This is a genomic window from Pseudoalteromonas sp. XMcav2-N (assembly GCF_024124545.1).
In the GTDB taxonomy this organism is placed as follows: domain Bacteria; phylum Pseudomonadota; class Gammaproteobacteria; order Enterobacterales; family Alteromonadaceae; genus Pseudoalteromonas.
Genome location: NZ_JAMXSF010000001.1, coordinates 146,332 through 164,458, shown reverse-complemented (window position 1 = coordinate 164,458; position 18,127 = coordinate 146,332). Strand labels below are relative to the sequence as shown.

General features: G+C 47.8%; 14 protein-coding genes. 4 read left to right on the top strand and 10 right to left on the bottom strand.

The window, feature by feature from the left end:
* The first annotated feature begins 1 nt into the window (after nucleotide 1).
* A complete protein-coding gene (locus tag NH568_RS00500; RefSeq protein ID WP_253043724.1) occupies nucleotides 2-2,017 on the top strand; it encodes a methyl-accepting chemotaxis protein in 2,016 nt (671 codons plus the stop codon).
* 284 nt (nucleotides 2,018-2,301) lie between these two features.
* Here NH568_RS00500 and NH568_RS00495 read toward each other — a convergent pair whose 3' ends face one another.
* The gene (locus NH568_RS00495; RefSeq protein ID WP_253043722.1) at nucleotides 2,302-3,411 is read right to left on the bottom strand and encodes a GNAT family N-acetyltransferase/peptidase C39 family protein; all 1,110 of its coding nucleotides are present in this window, start codon (nucleotides 3,409-3,411) and stop codon (nucleotides 2,302-2,304) included.
* Nucleotides 3,411-4,859 (bottom strand): RimK family protein, encoded by a 1,449-nt coding sequence (locus tag NH568_RS00490; RefSeq protein WP_253043720.1) that lies wholly within the window; start codon nucleotides 4,857-4,859, stop codon nucleotides 3,411-3,413. The genes NH568_RS00495 and NH568_RS00490 overlap by 1 nt, the downstream gene beginning before the upstream one ends.
* Nucleotides 4,860-5,127: 268 nt before the next feature.
* Here NH568_RS00490 and NH568_RS00485 point away from each other — a divergent pair, with 268 nt between their 5' ends.
* Entirely contained in the window at nucleotides 5,128-5,859 is a 732-nt protein-coding gene (locus tag NH568_RS00485; RefSeq protein WP_253043718.1) for a hypothetical protein, read from the top strand.
* Between the two features lie 41 nt (nucleotides 5,860-5,900).
* Here the strand turns inward: NH568_RS00485 and NH568_RS00480 are convergent, their stop codons facing one another.
* The gene (locus NH568_RS00480) at nucleotides 5,901-6,542 is read right to left on the bottom strand and encodes a hypothetical protein (RefSeq protein WP_253043715.1); all 642 of its coding nucleotides are present in this window, start codon (nucleotides 6,540-6,542) and stop codon (nucleotides 5,901-5,903) included.
* Between the two features lie 208 nt (nucleotides 6,543-6,750).
* The gene (gene tkt, locus NH568_RS00475) at nucleotides 6,751-8,745 is read right to left on the bottom strand and encodes a transketolase (RefSeq protein ID WP_253043711.1); all 1,995 of its coding nucleotides are present in this window, start codon (nucleotides 8,743-8,745) and stop codon (nucleotides 6,751-6,753) included.
* Between the two features lie 361 nt (nucleotides 8,746-9,106).
* Between tkt and metK the strand changes: the two genes are divergently transcribed.
* Nucleotides 9,107-10,258, top strand: coding sequence for a methionine adenosyltransferase (gene metK, locus NH568_RS00470; protein WP_125716201.1), 1,152 nt, complete (start codon nucleotides 9,107-9,109; stop codon nucleotides 10,256-10,258).
* Between the two features lie 63 nt (nucleotides 10,259-10,321).
* Here the strand turns inward: metK and NH568_RS00465 are convergent, their stop codons facing one another.
* From NH568_RS00465 to NH568_RS00455, 3 genes are read right to left on the bottom strand one after another with little or no spacing between them, the layout of a single operon-like run.
* Nucleotides 10,322-11,173, bottom strand: a complete 852-nt coding sequence (locus NH568_RS00465) for an HDOD domain-containing protein (protein ID WP_253043708.1) — start codon at nucleotides 11,171-11,173, stop codon at nucleotides 10,322-10,324.
* A gap of 56 nt (nucleotides 11,174-11,229) precedes the next feature.
* On the bottom strand, nucleotides 11,230-11,916 hold the full coding sequence (locus NH568_RS00460; protein ID WP_253043704.1) for an START domain-containing protein: 687 nt from the start codon (nucleotides 11,914-11,916) through the stop codon (nucleotides 11,230-11,232).
* Complete coding sequence (locus tag NH568_RS00455) at nucleotides 11,900-13,417, bottom strand: CYTH and CHAD domain-containing protein (RefSeq protein ID WP_253043700.1); 1,518 nt, start codon at nucleotides 13,415-13,417, stop codon at nucleotides 11,900-11,902. Before NH568_RS00455 ends, NH568_RS00460 begins: the two co-directional genes overlap by 17 nt.
* 287 nt (nucleotides 13,418-13,704) lie before the next feature.
* Between NH568_RS00455 and NH568_RS00450 the strand changes: the two genes are divergently transcribed.
* Nucleotides 13,705-14,328, top strand: coding sequence for a TIGR04211 family SH3 domain-containing protein (locus NH568_RS00450; protein ID WP_253043696.1), 624 nt, complete (start codon nucleotides 13,705-13,707; stop codon nucleotides 14,326-14,328).
* A gap of 213 nt (nucleotides 14,329-14,541) precedes the next feature.
* Here the strand turns inward: NH568_RS00450 and NH568_RS00445 are convergent, their stop codons facing one another.
* The 3 genes from NH568_RS00445 to NH568_RS00435 are packed head-to-tail and all read right to left on the bottom strand — an operon-like array spanning nucleotide 14,542 to nucleotide 17,991.
* The gene (locus tag NH568_RS00445; RefSeq protein ID WP_253043693.1) at nucleotides 14,542-15,027 is read right to left on the bottom strand and encodes an FKBP-type peptidyl-prolyl cis-trans isomerase; all 486 of its coding nucleotides are present in this window, start codon (nucleotides 15,025-15,027) and stop codon (nucleotides 14,542-14,544) included.
* Nucleotides 15,028-15,043: 16 nt separating this feature from the next.
* Nucleotides 15,044-17,479 (bottom strand): ATP-binding protein, encoded by a 2,436-nt coding sequence (locus NH568_RS00440; protein WP_253043691.1) that lies wholly within the window; start codon nucleotides 17,477-17,479, stop codon nucleotides 15,044-15,046.
* 53 nt (nucleotides 17,480-17,532) lie between these two features.
* The gene (locus tag NH568_RS00435) at nucleotides 17,533-17,991 is read right to left on the bottom strand and encodes a hypothetical protein (RefSeq protein ID WP_138552175.1); all 459 of its coding nucleotides are present in this window, start codon (nucleotides 17,989-17,991) and stop codon (nucleotides 17,533-17,535) included.
* Between the last annotated feature and the right edge of the window lie 136 nt (nucleotides 17,992-18,127).

Sequence of the window (18,127 nt, the reverse complement as noted above, 5' to 3'; positions counted from 1 at the left end):
TATGAATTTGACTGTAAGCCAACGTATCTGGGGTGGTTTTATTATAATCACTCTGCTCCTGTTGATGATCGGAGGTAACTCGCTGCTAAGGATCGCCAATATTGACAATTCCACAAGACTGGTTAATTCGCTGTCATTGCCCGCACTAGACAGCAGTGCTGCCTTACAGATCGAATTTACTCAAATGAGTAAACTTGCTCAGGGCAGTTACTTTACCCAGTCACCCGACGAACTTAATTCACTCAAGGCAAAATTTAATGAGCGCCAGCAAGCGTTCAATAAAACCTTTTCAGAATTAGGCGCCGTGGTTGATCAAGACCCTGGTCTGGCGCAAAGCAAACGCGAGGTCGAAACAAGCTTTAAGCAATTCTCGGCCTCAGTACAGGACTTACTCAGCAATAAAGCGCGTGAGCTCATGCTGGTAAAAACCCTTAAGCAACAACTCGAAGACACTGAAATGGCAGCGGAAGATGCCACTACTGTAGTACTGGACATCCTTGACTTGGATGGCTTGCAGGAAAATGATAACCGCGCTTATCAGGCCGCAACTAAACTGGAAAACTTGTTTAGCTCGGCAGTCACCACCAGTACAGATATGATGACTATCAAAGAGCGCAACACGCTGGACATCGTAGAGAAAGAACAAGCCTATGTACTGGAAGAGCTGGAGCGAAATATGGCGCTGATGACGTCGACCGTCGAGCAGCTTGACAGCACCCTGGCTGACGACTTACAGCAGTACTATAGCGACCTCCTTGCTCAGTTAAAAGGTTCAAGCGGCATTGCTGGTAACGTTGGTCAGCTGATAACCGCAAGACAAAAGACCCGCACGGAGCTGGATGCCGCAGAGACGACCACTAATGCGGCGTTAAAACAGCTTGGCAAGTTAGTTGCACAATCTAAACAACTGGCGTTTGATATTCAGGACGAAGTACGTTCAGACGTAACTTCTGCAAATATGTGGACCTGGGTGGGCATGATCATGGCTGCCCTGCTAGCCATTGTGATTGCTTATTTGACTGTCAGCCGAATTACTAAACCACTGGCAGAAGTGAACAGAGTACTCAATATTGTTGCGCGTGGTGACATGACTCAGACACTGGATGATTCTGCAAAAGATGAATTCGGTGAACTGGCACGCAGCTGTAACAGCCTTATCGCCAGCCTGCGTGAACTGATCACAGGTATTGTGTCGCGTTCAACCCAGCTGGCAGCAGCATCGGAAGAGACCTCAGCCATCACCATAGAGTCTAGCCAGGCAATTAAGAGCCAGCAGTCTCAGGTTGAACAAGCAGCCACGGCTACCACAGAAATGAGTAGTACTGCCCATGGGGTGAGCAACAGTGCTCACCAGGCATTACAGGAAATCAAGAACGCCGATAAAGAAGCTGAGCGTGTGAAAGGTATTTCCCAGGACAACAAACACACCATTGAGCAATTGGCTCATGAGGTGGAAGCCGTCTCTGAGGTAATCAACAAACTGCATCAGGACAGCTCGGCCATCGGCGGGATCCTGGATGTTATCCGCGGTATTGCAGAGCAAACCAACCTGCTGGCGCTCAATGCCGCTATCGAAGCAGCACGTGCTGGTGAACAAGGTCGTGGCTTTGCCGTTGTTGCAGATGAAGTTCGCTCTCTTGCCAGCAAGACGCAAGAGTCAACCCAAGAGATCCAGGCTATGATCGAGTCACTGCAAAGCGGTGCAGAAGAAGCCGTTAGCGCCATGTCGAAAGGCCAGCAACAGGCAGAGTCATGTGTTCATCAAAGTGATGTGGCCAATGAGGCACTGAACTCTATCACTGATGCGGTTTCACGCGCACACGATGTCAGTGAAGAAATTGCCAACGCAGCCAATGAGCAGCAGCAAGTGTCTCAGGAGATCAGTGAACGTCTGGAGTCTATTGTAACCATCGCCGAGCAAACAGCTGAAGGCGCAAACCAGACGTCTATTTCGAGCTCAGAAGTGGCCAAGCTGGCCGAAGAGTTGAGACAGTCTGTCGACCAGTTCAGGGTCTAATTTCAGACTTTACCCAATCAAAAAGGCCCGCTCATAGAGCGGGCCTTTTCTTTTTAATACCAATTTGCTTAATTAAGTGTTCTATTTTGAGGCGAGAAAATAGGGTCGATAACACCGCTCTCGCGTCCTGCTATCACTGAGGCACCTACATCCATGTAGGCGAGGCAAAAATTTGCGAACTCATACCTTAGGTAAAGGTTCTAAATGAGAAATTTTTAACGCCGTTAGCGTCATATTTGCTCCTTCAAATTGAACAGGTATTAAGTGAAATTGGTATAACACCGTCAGAATGATTCATGTAGTACCACCAGTGCACTGAGCTTACTGGCACCAAAAGAGGCCATTCTTTCAAAGTCTTCTCGTGCAATTGGCACCTGCTGACAGTCAATTGCCTCCTGCTCATCTTCCACATCCGGGTCATTGACATACAAACACAGTGCATCGATGCCGGTGATTAAAACCCAGTGCGGTGCTTTCTTGCCGTTTAACCGGTATGTGCTGATCAAGGCCAAGATCGAACTTCCCAGAGACAACCAGTGCTCCACCTGTTCGAGTTGAAGGCTCGCGCAATGAACTGGAATATCCCGATATTCACACTCTTGCTTAAACTGCTCGTGTACCAGCGTCATCACCTGCTTTTTCTGCTCGTTGCGCACTCCATCAATAAACAAAGGCTGCGCCGTATTTACCACCACTTCGGTGGCAAAGCCACGCCTTTCAGCAGCAAGTGCCAAACCAAACGGATGGCAACCACCATGGCCAGAGGTCATAAAAATGGTTGTTGCTTCGCGCCAAATCTCCAGTTCAAGGCTCTGATCTCCCATGCAACTTGCGTCTATGCTGGCCATCGCCATCATTAAAGATGCCGGCCCACAGGTGAACTCTGTCGTCTGCTGATACCAGGGCGCAACCTGCAAAGTCGCCTGCTCAGTGCGTTTGCGAATACACTTTTGCATTCTCAGCGCATCATCGTGATCTTCGTAATAATTATGATATTCACCAAACACCCGATATCCCTGCTTTTTGTACAGAGCGATTGCTGCCGTATTGCGCTTTGCTACTTCCAGTCGCATGTAAAACCAGCCAAGCAGGGCCGCCTGAGACTCCAGCTCAGTCATCAACTGACTGGCAATGCCTTTACCCTGCTGCTGTTGCGATACAGCCAGTGAATATAAGCGAGCAAGTCGTGTTCCCTGATGCAACCACAGCAGTCCATAACCCACCAGCTCACCTGCCAGCCGGGCAGTCAGCAGCAGGCTGTGCTCGAACCCGATATGATGCTTAAACTGACGACGACTGAGCCTTTCACTGCTAAAGCAACGCGCTTCCAGCTCAACCAGTTCGGCCAAGTCCTCAGGCTGGGCTTTTTCTACCACCATACAGGCCTGCAACATTACTTTTTACCTCTCGCTTCTAGACGACGTAAAAATTCGGACATGATCTGCATGTAAAGCTCATCGCCCAGATATTTATCTTTCACACCCTGATCAATGCTGGGGTTATCGTTCACTTCCAACACATAAGCCTTGCCTTCATGCTCCTTGATGTCCATGCCATACAGACCATTACCCACCACAGCCGCGGCCTTCAATGCGGCCCCCAATACCACTTTGGGTACTTCAAAGGTAGGCAAAGTATCAAACCCACCCGAAAAATTGCGTTTTGAACTGTGGTTATAGATCTGCCAGTGATTACGTGCCATATGATAACGGCACGCATAGATGGCACGTCCATTCAGTACCTCAATACGCCAGTCATAATCGGTATACAGATATGCCTGGGCAAGCACAATGGCCGACTCTCCCAGTAAGAGATTCAACCGAAATTGCAGCTTCTCTTTGGTTTTTACCTTATACACACCCTTAGAAAAGGCGCTTTCCGGCATTTTAAGCACCATAGGCAATGACAACTGTGCAACCAGCTCTTCAATCACAACTTCAGAGCACTGACTCACAAAGCGCGTTTCCAGTGACGGTACTTTTTTATAGTTAAACGCATCGTGTAAAAACACTTTATTGCAGCAACGTAAAATAGAGCTTGGGTCGTCAATCACCACTAAGTCTTTTTGCTCCGCCTCCTGGGCAAGACGATAAGTATGATGGTCAATCGCTGTGGTCTCGCGGATAAACAACCCATCGAACTGACTCAAGTTATACAGCTCATCCGCCTCGACCAGATGCACTTTGATACCCAGTTTAGCGCCGGCCTTAACAAAACGACTGACTGCATTTTTATTACTGGGTGGCAGTTGCTCCTGATGGTCGATCAGCATAGCCAGATCCCAGCGGTGTTTTTTACTGCTTTTATGTTTCTTCCATTGCATTGCGTGGACTCTGCTGAGCACCTGAGTACAAAACGCAAGTTCGTCTGCATCAACAGATGAAAAATCACTTCGCAGTACCTGCACCTGTAACCCGACACCCTGAGGCACAACATTCACTCTCAGCAAGGGTGCCGGATACTGTGCAAACAAATGTGCCGCCAGCTTGGTATATTCGGACTGTAGCGTTTCACCCATACAGATCAGCAATGACAAGGGCTGCGAAATCTCTGTGCCCTGCTGTATGCACCAGGTCTGAGACAAATATACTGTACAGCCTTCATCTCCCAGCTCATTGATCACTTTGACACTCGGCAGCGCCTGATGATTGCGCGCCTCTGCCAGTAAAGAACAATAATAGCCCTGACTTAAGTACCTGCGGCAGTCACACAGGTTTATCATGCTGAGCTTAGATTCGCCGAGTTTAGGGTACTCTTGCAGATAAGTTTCGAAAGTCACCACATTGTCATTCAGTGGTGAGATATCTGCGTTTTGATCAACAACAAAAAGCGTAGACAACATTTTAGTCCTTAGTGTGACCTGACCTTTTATGCTTTTAACATAGCGCAACAGGCCACCTGTTTATGATGGTTTTTTCAACCGGTATAACGCTATTTGTATGTAAAAATCAGGTCAGAGACAAACGATCAATTTTGATGCTTAAGATGAGCAATTCTTTTCTCATGTTCGTTACAAAAGCCACGACTGCCCTTGTATTGCAACCAAAAGTTGCAATTTGAGGGACAATGTTGCACACTTGCGCCATTTTTAACGGAATAGAATAAATCGCATGAAAAAAATAATATTAATACCCATGGCACTGACCGTTCTGGCTGGATGCTATTCCACACCCAAAGCACACAATGATATGGTCAGATTGAACAGCTCGGAGGTCAACGAAGAGGCGCTCAAGCTGGAGCTTGCTTTTGGCAAGGCAAGCACACACGTAATGCCTCATGAAGGAGGTATGGACGCGGATAGTGAGTCGAAAGGGCTGAATTCTGCCAAACTTTCGTTGGGTTACGGGCTTGAGCTTGATGCCATCATTGCAAGCGATACCAGTTTTGGGATCAAATACCAATTTTATGGTAAACATCGTGAACATGCGCAAAGCGGTGACTGGAGTCATGCAGTACGGTTTGGGTTTGTCACGAACAAAGACCACGGTACCACCAGCAGAGAGAATACCTACCGACACTGGGGACTTGATAAGCAACTGCTGGATGTGTCCTTTATAAGTGGGTACAGGATTTCACCACAGTTTCTAGCCTATGGCAGCGTCTTTTATCAAACTGGTGATATGGAAATTATTTACTGTGCAGAGCGAGAGGGTTGCAATGCAGATGTGGCCAATAAAGTGCTCGACTATGATGGACATAACTACGGCCTGAGCTTAGCCATAGAACATGCCTTTTCGCCCAGTTGGTATGGTACATTAGAGACAGTCTACCACCATTCCAGCTGGTTTGACCGTAGCAACACCGAAATGGGTATCAATGTGAGCCTCGCCTATCGGTTCTAAACAAATCCTGTGTGCTTATATTAAAGTGCATACAGATACATTCAGCGGGATAAGGTTGTGTTGCCTGGTTTCGCTGAATGACCCCGATTTTTCAAAACTCCTTGTTGCTTTATCCTAAAAAGTTCATCCACATAGACGCCTTGTCGGCAGATAGCTTTGCCATTAGCGTGTTCAAATGTGGGCTCCGGAAACACTTCCTTTGCATACGTCTCATTGTACATCACTGTGCTATATTCGATTACCGGGCTGAATTTTATATTGTTCAATGGCTTAGGTTTCACTGCTTCTTCGTATTCATAAGGAGTACCGCAATAGGCCCAGCCCCCAGACTGTGTCTTATAAACATCAAAATACTGGTACTTCTCGTGGTATATTTTCCCGTCATGCTCTGAGACAAATAACAGTACATACTTATACTTTGCAAACGCAGGAGTGCCGTAGTGATCGTAGGCTTCAAACGAGATTACGTCGGAATTAAATTCCCCATGGACTTTCTCCAGGACTTTGTATTTCGCTATGAATGCGCGATCCATGTGGATCACATCGTCGCTCACATTGGACTCAAACTGATAGAAGTCCACCTGCTCCCCAACAAATGCAAATATGCCGCTTTCACTCTTTATGCTCGCTGTGGCAAACACGTCGAGAGAAATCAGCAATAGGGTAGTAAATAGTATTCTCAATCTATGACTCCTGATGACCAGTAATCGTTTAATGATAAGAGCACGAGATTCAGGCCATACCCGAAGCAGTAGCCCCCTCACTCCAAAACACTTAATTATCACAAAGAACAATAACCTATCATCAGCTCATCAAGGGCTCAAGCCAATTCAGAGCACAAAAAAGCCGTTTAGGTTTCCCTAAACGGCTTTTTCAATGCAAACTTTGAGCTTAGTTGAACAGGGCTGTCGCCTTGGCAACCACATTCTCAACTGTGAAGCCGAAGTGTTTGAACAGCTCAGCCGCTGGTGCCGACTCACCAAAGGTGCTCATACCAACTACCGCACCGTTCAGACCAACATACTTGTACCAGTAGTCTTCGATACCCGCTTCAATCGCAACACGACGTGTTACCGCAGCTGGCAATACGGACTCTTTATACTCAGCAGACTGTGCATCAAATACATCGGTAGACGGCATAGACACTACGCGAACACGCTTGCCACTGTCACGAAGTTGTGCAGCGGCTTCCACAGCCAGTTGAACTTCTGAACCGGTTGCGATCAGGATAAGCTCTGGCTCACCGTCACAGCTCAGTACATAACCACCTTGCTTAATGGCTGCAACCTGCTCGTCACTGCGCGCCTGTTGCTCAAGTCCCTGGCGGGTAAATACCAGCGACGTAGGACCGTCTTTACGCTCAATAGCCTGTTGCCAGGCAACCGCTGATTCAACCTGATCGCACGGGCGCCAGTTGACCAGATTTGGTGTCATGCGCATGCTTGCCAGCTGTTCAACCGGCTGGTGGGTCGGGCCATCTTCACCCAGACCAATTGAATCGTGGGTATAAACAAAGATGCTAGGTTGCTTCATCAGTGCAGCCATACGTACTGCGTTGCGCGCGTATTCCATGAACATCAGGAAGGTGGCACCGTAAGGAATAAAGCCTTTGTGCAGAGCAATACCATTCATAATGGCCGACATACCGAATTCACGTACACCGTAGAAAATGTAGTTGCCTGAGGCGTCGTCTGCTGTCAGGCCTTTAGAGCCATCCCACAGTGTCAGGTTAGAGCCTGCCAGGTCTGCAGAGCCGCCCATAAACTCAGGCAACAGCGGGCCAAATGCATTCAGTGCATTTTGTGATGCTTTACGGGTTGCAGGGTTGGCCGGATTAGCCTGGAGCTGTGCAATGTACTCAGCACTTTTCTGAGCCCAGTCAGCAGGTAACTCGCCTTTAGTACGACGTTCAAATTCCGCTGCCAGTTCAGGATAATGCATCTGATATTCTGTGAACTTAACCAGCCACTCGCTCTGAATTTGCTGACCATGTGCAGCAGCATCCCATTTTGCGTAAACAGACTCAGGAATTTCAAACGCCTCATGCTCCCAGCCAAGGAATTCACGAGCTGCTTTGATTTCGTCATCACCCAGAGGTGCACCATGACAATCATGGCTGCCCGACTTGTTTGGTGAGCCGTATCCAATGACTGTTTTACAACAGATAAGCGTTGGCTTGTCTGATTCTGCGCGTGCCGCTTCGATAGCTGCTGTGATTGCGTCACTATCATGGCCGTCGACACCCGCAATGACGTGCCAACCATATGCTTCAAAACGCTTCGGCGTGTCGTCGCTGAACCAGCCTTCGACTTCACCGTCGATTGAGATGCCATTGTCATCCCAAAATGCAATCAGTTTACCCAGACCCAACGTGCCAGCCAGTGAACAGGCTTCGTGAGAAATACCTTCCATTAAACAGCCATCGCCAAGGAAAGCATACGTATAGTGGTTTACAATATCGTACTCGTCGCGGTTAAACTGAGCTGCCAGCGCTTTTTCCGCAATTGCCATACCTACGGCATTAGTGATGCCCTGCCCCAACGGACCTGTGGTCGTTTCAATACCAGGAGCATAGCCATACTCTGGGTGACCTGGCGTTTTGGAATGCATCTGACGGAAGTTTTTCAGTTCATCAATAGATAGATCATAGCCAGACAAATGCAACAGAGAATAAATGAGCATGGAGCCATGGCCATTTGATAATACAAAGCGGTCACGATCAACCCAGTCAGGATTATTAGGGTTGTGCTTTAAATAATCGCGCCACAATACCTCTGCGATATCGGCCATACCCATTGGGGCACCCGGGTGACCGGATTTGGCCTTTTGAACTGCGTCCATGGACAGAACGCGTATGGCATTTGCAAGTTCTTTGCGAGATGGCATGAAGTCTCCTACCTTTTATGTCTTTTGAGTGGCAAATCTGTACCTATAATACCCGTGTAGCGACGTTGTCATGTATGCCGGATGTGAGGCAACTTAAAGTGTGACACGTCAAAGCTGCAGGTAACTCGATTAGAAAATTGGTCCCCATTCTTACCTATTAGGGTAACCACTGCAATTAAAAATCAATGAAATCTCGGGCTACTCGCGGACTTTTTTACTGCGTTTTTTGCAAAGGTTTAAAATTAGACGTCTAGGCGTAAAAAAGCTATGCAGCCGAGCGTGTTTTCGATAATATATCGCTCTGATTTTTTCGCGCTATTCCTGTAGTTTGTGAAGCGCAATATTTGTGAGCATAAATACAATGGCAAAACATTTATTTACTTCTGAATCTGTTTCTGAGGGTCATCCGGATAAAATCGCCGATCAGATCTCTGATGCGGTACTAGATGCTATCCTTGAGCAAGATCCAAAAGCACGTGTTGCGTGTGAAACTTACGTTAAAACCGGTATGGTCATGGTCGGTGGTGAAATCACTACCAGCGCCTGGGTTGATATCGAAGAATTAACGCGTAAAACGGTACGTGAAATCGGCTACACCCACTCAGACATGGGTTTTGACGCGGACTCGTGTGCAATCCTGAACACCATTGGTAAGCAGTCTCCTGATATCAATCAGGGTGTTGACCGTACTCGCCCAGAAGAACAAGGTGCGGGTGACCAGGGTCTGATGTTTGGTTACGCCTGTAACGAAACAGACGTTTTAATGCCTGCACCAATTACCTATTCACACCGTCTGGTTCAACGCCAGGCACAAGTACGTAAAGATGGCACTTTGCCTTGGTTACGTCCTGATGCTAAGTCTCAGGTTACTTTTGCCTATGAAAATGGTAAAGCGGTTGGTATTGATGCCGTGGTTCTGTCAACTCAACACTGTGACTCTGTGTCTCAGGATGATCTGGTAGAAGCAGTGATGGAAACCATCATCAAGCCGGTACTACCAGCAGAGCTTATCACTGAAGCAACTAAGTTCTTCATCAACCCGACTGGCCGTTTCGTTATCGGTGGCCCTATGGGTGACTGTGGTCTGACTGGTCGTAAGATTATCGTAGATACCTACGGTGGTATGGCTCGTCACGGCGGTGGCGCATTCTCTGGTAAAGATCCATCAAAGGTTGACCGTTCAGCCGCGTATGCAGCACGCTATGTTGCTAAGAACATTGTTGCAGCAGGTCTTGCTGACAAATGTGAGATCCAGGTGTCTTATGCCATTGGTGTTGCAGAGCCAACCTCTATCAGTGTAGAAACCTTCGGCACAGGTAAACTGGAAGAAGCCCGCCTGATCGACTTGATCCGAGAACATTTTGATCTGCGCCCGTACGGTCTGATCACTATGCTGGACCTTGAGCGTCCAATCTACCAGCCTACTGCGGCTTACGGCCACTTCGGTCGTAACGAGTTCCCTTGGGAAGCAACAGACAAAGCTGAAGCGCTTAAAGCAGCGGCTGGTTTATAATTGTAAATCATTATTTACAGAAAAGGCGCCTGAAGGCGCCTTTTGTTTAGAAATTCAAAATAATTAACTCCCTGAGATCAAAAACTCTTCAATATCTTCTTTGATATCCACATATTCATCGTCATGAATATTTAATACAATCATCACCTTATCTTTAAAAGCATGCCAGTCCGCACAGTTACGAAAATACTTCCCTTCAAAGGCGAGGTTTTCAGCCAATTTTAGAATGGCAAACGCTTGCTGCTCACTATCTTCGCGTTCCTCTTCCAAATACAGAGGATCATGGTGACGCAAAATGATCTGACACATTGCCTTTGGAATATTCCATGAGCTGGCCAGATAATAACCCACCACGGCGTGATTGGTCGGATACAGCTGCTCCTCATAACAAGCTAATGTATATTCAGGTCGCTGTATCGCACGAGTCATGACTTCTTTATAATTGTCATAGCGCATGGCCATCGCGGGTATACCCGCATCATGAAACAAACCGAGCAGCTGTAAGTTTTCTACCGGCACATTGGCGCGCACCCGCTTACCGATTAGCATGGCTATCTGAGAGATATCAATGGCATTGTCCCAGAATCGCTCTAACGAGATACAGCACAGACTTTGATCAAATGCTTCTTTCAACAAATAGCCCGTCACAATCTGGGTGATGCTATTAAGGCCCAAAAACATCACAGCCTGTTTAATGTCTGACACCGTTCTGGACATGCCGTAGGCAGGAGAATTAATGACTTTTAACACAGCGGCTGAGGTTGCAACATCCTGAGAAATAATATTGGCAACGCGATTGAGCTCGGGCTCCTCACTGTTAAGTTCATTCTGGATGTGCTCCAGAATTTCAGGCTTTGCTGGCAGGTTGAACCCGGAGCGTAACTCCGCCAGTGTTTTTTCATCGATATTGAGCATAACAGCAAATACGTCAGACTAGTTTGCTTTTAGTGTAGACGATATATACGCGATGATCATTCGAACGGGCAGGTATTTCCGGGCGTAAGGGCCCAGGGCTCCATGCTGTCCGGATGCGTCTTCAATAAATTATATAGCGCATTAAACGAAGCCCGGGTATTGCGCAGTGCAACTTTATCAGTAAACCATTGCGGTGCCTCGCCCTGAATGTCAGCTGAGATGTGGTAATCGATATAAACTGCGTTGTCTTGCTCCGTCAGTACCCATTGCACCATGACAGGCTGAATACGAATAACACCCTGCTCAGTTGGATAATCTGAGACAGAACGTATCTTTAATACATAGCTTTCTTTGGACAATTGCAGCAAACAGGCATGTGTCACCATGTCTCGTGTACGAAACGGCCAGGGTAAATCAAATTGGGTCAGAACGCGCGTCTGATTAGCTGCAGGGCGAGATAAAATCGTCACTGTGCTGACATGTTTCACCCATAAAGGAACGCGTTCGGTATCATTTAGCAGATTGACCACAGATTTTGCACTGATCCCGGGCCATCTGCCGGTTACACGTATTTTCAGGGGTTGATCAAATGGCTTATGGTAGGTGATCGACAGCAACTCCGATTGATGCCATGGCTGCCATCGCTCTGACGTCTGTGTACTGTGACCCGGCATAGCATAAACGACAAGCCACAGTAGCAAACACAAACAGGCTAAACCTTGTTTATCACCAGTAGGGTTCACTGTTCAACGATGCCTGACGACTTTGCTCCATAGCACTGACGAGAAAGTCGGCTTTTTGTTGCAACCAGACTAAAATGTCCTGCAGCGCTTCATTGGGCTGGCCCTCGCACAGCTGGCGCAAATAGAACAAGGTTTCTAGCTCATATATACCGTAGACAATATCGACCCATGGGGCTCTGAATGCCTGACGGGTTTCTTTATCGTACAGTTTGCCTAAACAATGACCACTCAGTAGCATGTTTTCCAGCGGCTGACGACACGCCAGATACTCTTTGACTGTCATTGCACTGTCTGGGGGGAATAGCGTTGTTAATTTATTCCAGTCATGGTCATAAGCTCGCTTAGCCAACGCCTCAACCGGGCTTTGCGCAGCCGTGATGGCATTCTGATCCCAGTTTTTACGCCAGGATTTGTCCAGTAACCAACGGGTCAGCGCCAAAATCAAGCGGTTATATCGCGAACAATGGAACAAGTCTTCAATGTCTGTCACCGTTGGCTGAACGTCTTTCATATCCGTGATCACCTGAGCCAGTTCAGGCGCATTGGAGATCCGCTTATAATAGGCGTGTCGCTTCGACGTATAGGTTTTCAGGTGGATGGCATTCTCCACCCAGCCTAATTCTGATAAAAGCCACTTAAGCTCTTTACGCAAAAACTCTGTTGAAGACTTATCGACAAACTCTTCAAAGAGCCAGAATGCGTGCCGGATCAGACTGATCCCATCTATCACACGCTTGAGTGTTTTAAGACTTGGTGCGTCCAGGTAACACTGCTCATGCTTTTGGACAAACTGAATACCATGGTTGACCGTTGCTATCAGCGCCTGCTCCTGTGAGCAGCCCCTGGGCAATTTGATGACACCCAGTGTTTTATTGGCCTTCAGGGGTTTATCGTCGGCGAGACGATAACCTCTGGCCGCTTTGGAATACAATCCAAGACGCAAACCTATGTGCTGCAACAAGTGATCAGCCAGCAGGAACAGGTCATTTTTATCGCCTTCCACAAGCTCGATCTCAAGCTCAGAAATAGGCTCAACCGAACCTTGCGCACTGATCTCGCCTTTATCAAGAACGACTTCAATTTCGCTGCCTGCTTCGGTTTCAATCAACCAGGTACGGCGGATAAAATTAGTACTGAAGATCGGGAATAAATTACTGGCAATCGATTCAAGCTGCACACCCATAGGCCAAATATTGATGTCAAAGGCGTGAATATCAGGTCGACTGCCCTTGATTGGTAAATTGTATTCAGGACGTTGATGTAACCCACCCACCACTTCACCGGCCAGCTTTATCGTCTGCTCACACTCGTCATCATTACAGCGTGTTCGTAAACCTATATCTAATGCACGTAACTCCCGACTGGGTGTGTCAAAATAAGCATTTTTCAGGTTTTTAGCAGGTTTGTTGCTGACTTTCTTAGCAAACTGGGTGATTAGGGCTGGGATCAGCGGAACTTCATTGTCTGAAACCAAAAATTTCAGTTCTATCTCAGTGTCCATCAGGAGTGTGATTTACCTATGTAATTTTAGAACCCACAAAATATACAAAGGGTCCGCACTTTGCAAACCTTTTAGTAATTATTAGCGCATTATCACCACCATTACCAACCTGTTCCGTGAATTACAGGTGTAAACGAGCGCACACACGACGTCACGCCTCGACACGTTTATCCGCAAAAAAACGACCTGCAAGCGAATTATGGACAAAACCTGCCCCTTGCCTTTGTGCTGGGAAATCCCTACTATTTTGGTAACTTTATAAAGATATCAATATTTAAGGCCTGCGAATGCTGAAAAATATCGCTTTGCCGCTGCTGCTGTCTGTGCTGTCTCTGAGCGCAATGGCGGAGCAAACCGACCTGCAAGATGAACCCACGGTGGCGCAGTCAGCAACCGACAACAACGGTTATATTGTCGATGACTTATACCTGTTCATGCACACCGGCCCCGGCAAGAATTATCGAATCCTGGGTTCGGTCGAAGCGGGTACCCCGATCACTATCCTAAACTCAGAGCAAGACGACTTTGTTCAGATAAAAGATGACAAAGACCGCGAAGGCTGGGTACAAAGTCAGTTTGTCACCTCTGAACCAGGGTTACGCCAGAGACTGGAAAGTGCCAACCAGGCGCTGAGTGATAATAACGGGCAGCTCAATACCTTACAGAGCAGAATTCCACAGCTTGAGCAGGCCAACTTACAGCTTCAGCAAGACAACGCAGCGCTGAAAAGTAACATTACCGAACTGGAGCAGGCCCTGGAAGCTCAGGTACAGGCGAGCCTGAACAAAGCGCAGACAGAGCAACATATGTTGCTAAGCTATGGTGGCGGAATTGCCATCGCAGGTATTTTAATTGGCGTGATACTCACCCTGGTACTTTCAAGGCGTAAGCGCTACGACGGCTGGGCGTAAAAGCCGCAATAAAATATATGCATAAAAAAAGGCCTTGTCGGCCTTTTTTTTTATACCAATTTGCTTAATTAAGTGTTCTATTTTGAGGCGAGAAAATAGGGTCGATAACCAGGCGAAAACTTTGCTATTTAGTTATTCTAAATGAGAAGTTTTCAACGCCGTTAGCGCCATATTTGCTCCTTCAAATTGAACAGGCATTAAGTGAAATTGGTATTACTTGCCTGCTATGGCGAGTAACTCAACCTCAAATATTAACAACGACCCCGGCGCAATTTTACCGGCTGCGCGATCTCCGTAGCCAAGATCCGGCCCGATAAAAAAGCGAAACTTATCGCCGACCGTCATCAATTGCACGCCCTCCGTCCAGCCTGCAATAACTTGATTCAGGCCAAAACTGATAGATTCACCGCGTACCACAGAACTGTCGAACACCGAACCATCCAACAAGGTGCCATGGTAATGTACTGTGACTTTGTCTGTAGCGTTCGGATGCTCAGTCCCGTCGCCTTTGTTTAAGACTTCATATTGCAAACCAGAGTCGGTTGTTGTGACTCCGCTCTTTTGAGCGTTTTGCGCCAGAAATTCAGCCGCTTCAATACGGTTACCTGCCGCCGCCTGTTTTTGCTGTTTACCGTTTTTAAAAATCAGCCAGCCCAGCACGACGATGACCAGCACAAGGATAATATTGGTTGTTGACATAGTGACTACCTAAAAATTATGAAAGATCTTTTTCTTGTTCGCTGGCCGCTTCGCCCTCGGCGTCTTTATCGTCGCCATTCACCACATCGGCGATTTGTTGTAAACGGGCCAATGCCAGCGCATTAATACTCTGATCCGGATACTGACTATTGGAAAGCGCCCCGGCTTCACGTTGCATCAGCAAAGACAGCGCCTCATCCACAGTTGCCACGGCATAAATATGGAATCGGCCTTGCTGGGCTGCTGCCAGCACCTCATCATCCAGCACCAGGTTGATCAGGTTTGAGCGAGGGATGATCACCCCCTGTTTTCCCGTCAGACCACGCATTTTGCAAAGCTTAAAGAAACCTTCGATTTTCTCATTCACTCCGCCTACAGCCTGCACCTCACCATGCTGGTTAATGGAGCCCGTCAGCGCCAGTGACTGGTCGATAGGAAGCTGAGTAATGGCAGAAATAAGTCCACACAGCTCAGCCAGCGACGCGCTGTCACCGTCAATAAAACCATAACTTTGTTCGATGGCAATGTTGGCGCTCAGCGTCAGGCTAAAGTTTTGCGCATATTTATTGCCCAGGTAACCGGTCAGCAGCATAACCCCTTTAGAGTGGATCGACTTACCTAACTCGGCTTCACGTTCCACGTCTATCACCCCATCGGCTCCGGCATACACAGTCGCGGTGATACGCGCTGGTGTACCAAAGGCAGTATCACCTATGTGTAGCACCGTCAGCCCGTTAACTTTGCCGACAGCTTCACCGTCTGTGGCTATCAGGGTATGACCTTCCTCTATATCGCTGAGCATGTTCTCACTCAGCTGGCCGGTGCGATATTGCTTGCCCACAATGGCTTCGTCGATATGCGGCGCGTCGATTTCGCTTAGCCCATCCTGCTTGGCGTAATAACTCGCCTCCGCCACCAGCTCCAGCACATCCGCAAAACGAGCCGACAGCTTGTTCTGATGCTCCGCCTGGCGATAACTAAATTTCAGTAACCGCGCCAGTGCTTCGCCCGTTAAGGTACACTTAAGTGTCTGCTCGCAGTACTCCTGCACTTTAGTAACAAATTGATATTGCAGCCGATCGCTGTCGGGCAAATAGTAATCAAAGTCAGCCAGCACCCGGAACAACTCACCAAACTCTTCGTCGTACTCGCCTATGGTGTAATACAAATCACGCGAGCCCAACAGGATGATCTTCACATCCAGGGGGATCAACTGAGGCTTAAGGGTAAAACTACTGCCAACTGAGCTGTCCTGATAAGGTAAATCGTTTTTGATCTGGTGCGTCTTTAATGACAGTTTGAGCCCGTCCCAGACCTGTGCATTGGCCAGTACTTTGTCGGCATCCATGATCAAATAACCGCCATTAGCGCGGTGGAGTGCGCCGGGCTGAATTGAGCGGTAACTGGTGATCAGGGTGCCATGAGCATTGGCATACTCAATTTTGCCGAAGATGTTACCAAAAGTCGGGTTAGGCTCGTACACCACAGGCGCCGCCTGCCCTTCTTTGAACTCGACCAGGATATTCGGGGCAAAGAAGTCGCTCAGCATGCCCTTGGCATCAAAGTCATCTTTATTTTCGTCTCCCGCTGCACTGTCGTCGTCCAGCCAGTCGAGCACCGCATCAACAATTTCGACCCGCAGATCTTTAAGATAACGAATCACGCCAATGTGGCTGGCATACTTATGTTCCAGCGCTTTGAGCAGTGGTTTGGTTGCTAATTCAATGGTGGTTTTTTTCAGTTCCCGGAGCTTTTCAGAAGATTCCCGCTTCCAGCGCGGCAACTCGATCAGCGCCTCTATCAGACAGTCTTCAAGTTTTTCAATGGCATCAAAAAAGTGTTCCTGTACAGCTTCTTCCAGTGCCATAAATTCTGCGTCATCAAGCGCTTTGCCATCCACTACAGGCGCAAAACTCACGACCCCTTTTTCTTCCATCATGGCAACGCTTTTCTTAGCCGCAAGCTCTTCCACCGCGCTCAGTGCCGCGTTGTATTTATTGTCAAAGTCTCTGTCCAGGGATTTTTTCTTGCGCTGATAGCCCGGGTTATCAAATGCCGCAGGAAACGTGTCCACTACTTCATCAAGGAAGGAGTCAATGTCATCAGTCAGTACTTTGCTCTCACCTGCTTGCATAAACAAGGCAATGGGTTCTCTGTGGTCGTCGTAGTTATTGACGTACAACCACTCTTTTGGGGTCGGGCGGGTTTTACAGTGTGCTTCGAGTTTATCCTTCACCATAGTAAAACGACCTGTTGCCGCTTCACCCATCACAAACACGTTATAACCCGGCAGTTCCATACCTAGCGCAAAATCCAACGCACTTTGCGCCCGATTTTGACCTATGAAAGGCAAAGGGTCCGGATAAGGATTTTGCATGCAGGTGGAGATGTGTGGCAAAGACACACTGGGAGCCAGCTGTTCGCTGCTCAAAGGCTTAATGGTTTTCGTCATTCCTAACTTCTTTCTCTTGGCCGGCCGCACAACTGTGTCATGCGGGGCTGTGATTAAGGGGTAAGTGCCTTACGAGCAAACTCACCGTGCCCACATTCGCTGCACGACGGAATTTCCAACGCATAATAGACATTCGTTTTATGGCCACAATTTTTACATACTAATTGCCCCAATGCTATCCATTCCCCTTGTTTGTAGATGCCATCGTGTTGAAAGTCCTGCACTAATGCCTGCCACTCAAGCTGAGTTCGATCCTCCAGCTGAGCCAGTTCATACATCACACTGGCCTTAAGCTCTTCCCAGGCCACATCATCATAGTGGTCCTTGTGTTCACTCAGGTGAGCCAGGTCGCGCTTCAGATAATAGCGATAATCCGCCAGTTTATCTTTTGAGAGCTGCTTAATTGCCGCCTGTGCGTCCATAAACTCTTGCACCCATTTTTTTAGCTCATGCTCTTTGACATCTTTCAGCCACACCGAAAAGTCATCCAGCCAGCGCTTGTAATCCGCCATGTTTACCTCCCGAGTCACGCAATTTCACAACACTTTTAACTCACCACTTCTTCAGTATAGTTCAGCTGACGTCACAGTCCTGAAACAAATCACTGCGATAGCGCCAATTTGCTGTAATAATTCCGCTGTGAAGCGC

What these genes read in the sequence shown, in the direction of transcription:
- NH568_RS00500 (WP_253043724.1), top strand. Translation starts at nt 2, where the DNA reads ATGAATTTGACTGTAAGCCAACGTATCTGGGGTGGTTTTATTATAATC.
- NH568_RS00495 (WP_253043722.1), bottom strand. Translation starts at nt 3,411, where the DNA reads ATGTTGCAGGCCTGTATGGTGGTAGAAAAAGCCCAGCCTGAGGACTTG.
- NH568_RS00490 (WP_253043720.1), bottom strand. Translation starts at nt 4,859, where the DNA reads ATGTTGTCTACGCTTTTTGTTGTTGATCAAAACGCAGATATCTCACCA.
- NH568_RS00485 (WP_253043718.1), top strand. Translation starts at nt 5,128, where the DNA reads ATGAAAAAAATAATATTAATACCCATGGCACTGACCGTTCTGGCTGGA.
- tkt (WP_253043711.1), bottom strand. Translation starts at nt 8,745, where the DNA reads ATGCCATCTCGCAAAGAACTTGCAAATGCCATACGCGTTCTGTCCATG.
- metK (WP_125716201.1), top strand. Translation starts at nt 9,107, where the DNA reads ATGGCAAAACATTTATTTACTTCTGAATCTGTTTCTGAGGGTCATCCG.
- NH568_RS00465 (WP_253043708.1), bottom strand. Translation starts at nt 11,173, where the DNA reads ATGCTCAATATCGATGAAAAAACACTGGCGGAGTTACGCTCCGGGTTC.
- NH568_RS00455 (WP_253043700.1), bottom strand. Translation starts at nt 13,417, where the DNA reads ATGGACACTGAGATAGAACTGAAATTTTTGGTTTCAGACAATGAAGTT.
- NH568_RS00450 (WP_253043696.1), top strand. Translation starts at nt 13,705, where the DNA reads ATGCTGAAAAATATCGCTTTGCCGCTGCTGCTGTCTGTGCTGTCTCTG.
- NH568_RS00445 (WP_253043693.1), bottom strand. Translation starts at nt 15,027, where the DNA reads ATGTCAACAACCAATATTATCCTTGTGCTGGTCATCGTCGTGCTGGGC.
- NH568_RS00440 (WP_253043691.1), bottom strand. Translation starts at nt 17,479, where the DNA reads ATGACGAAAACCATTAAGCCTTTGAGCAGCGAACAGCTGGCTCCCAGT.
- NH568_RS00435 (WP_138552175.1), bottom strand. Translation starts at nt 17,991, where the DNA reads ATGGCGGATTACAAGCGCTGGCTGGATGACTTTTCGGTGTGGCTGAAA.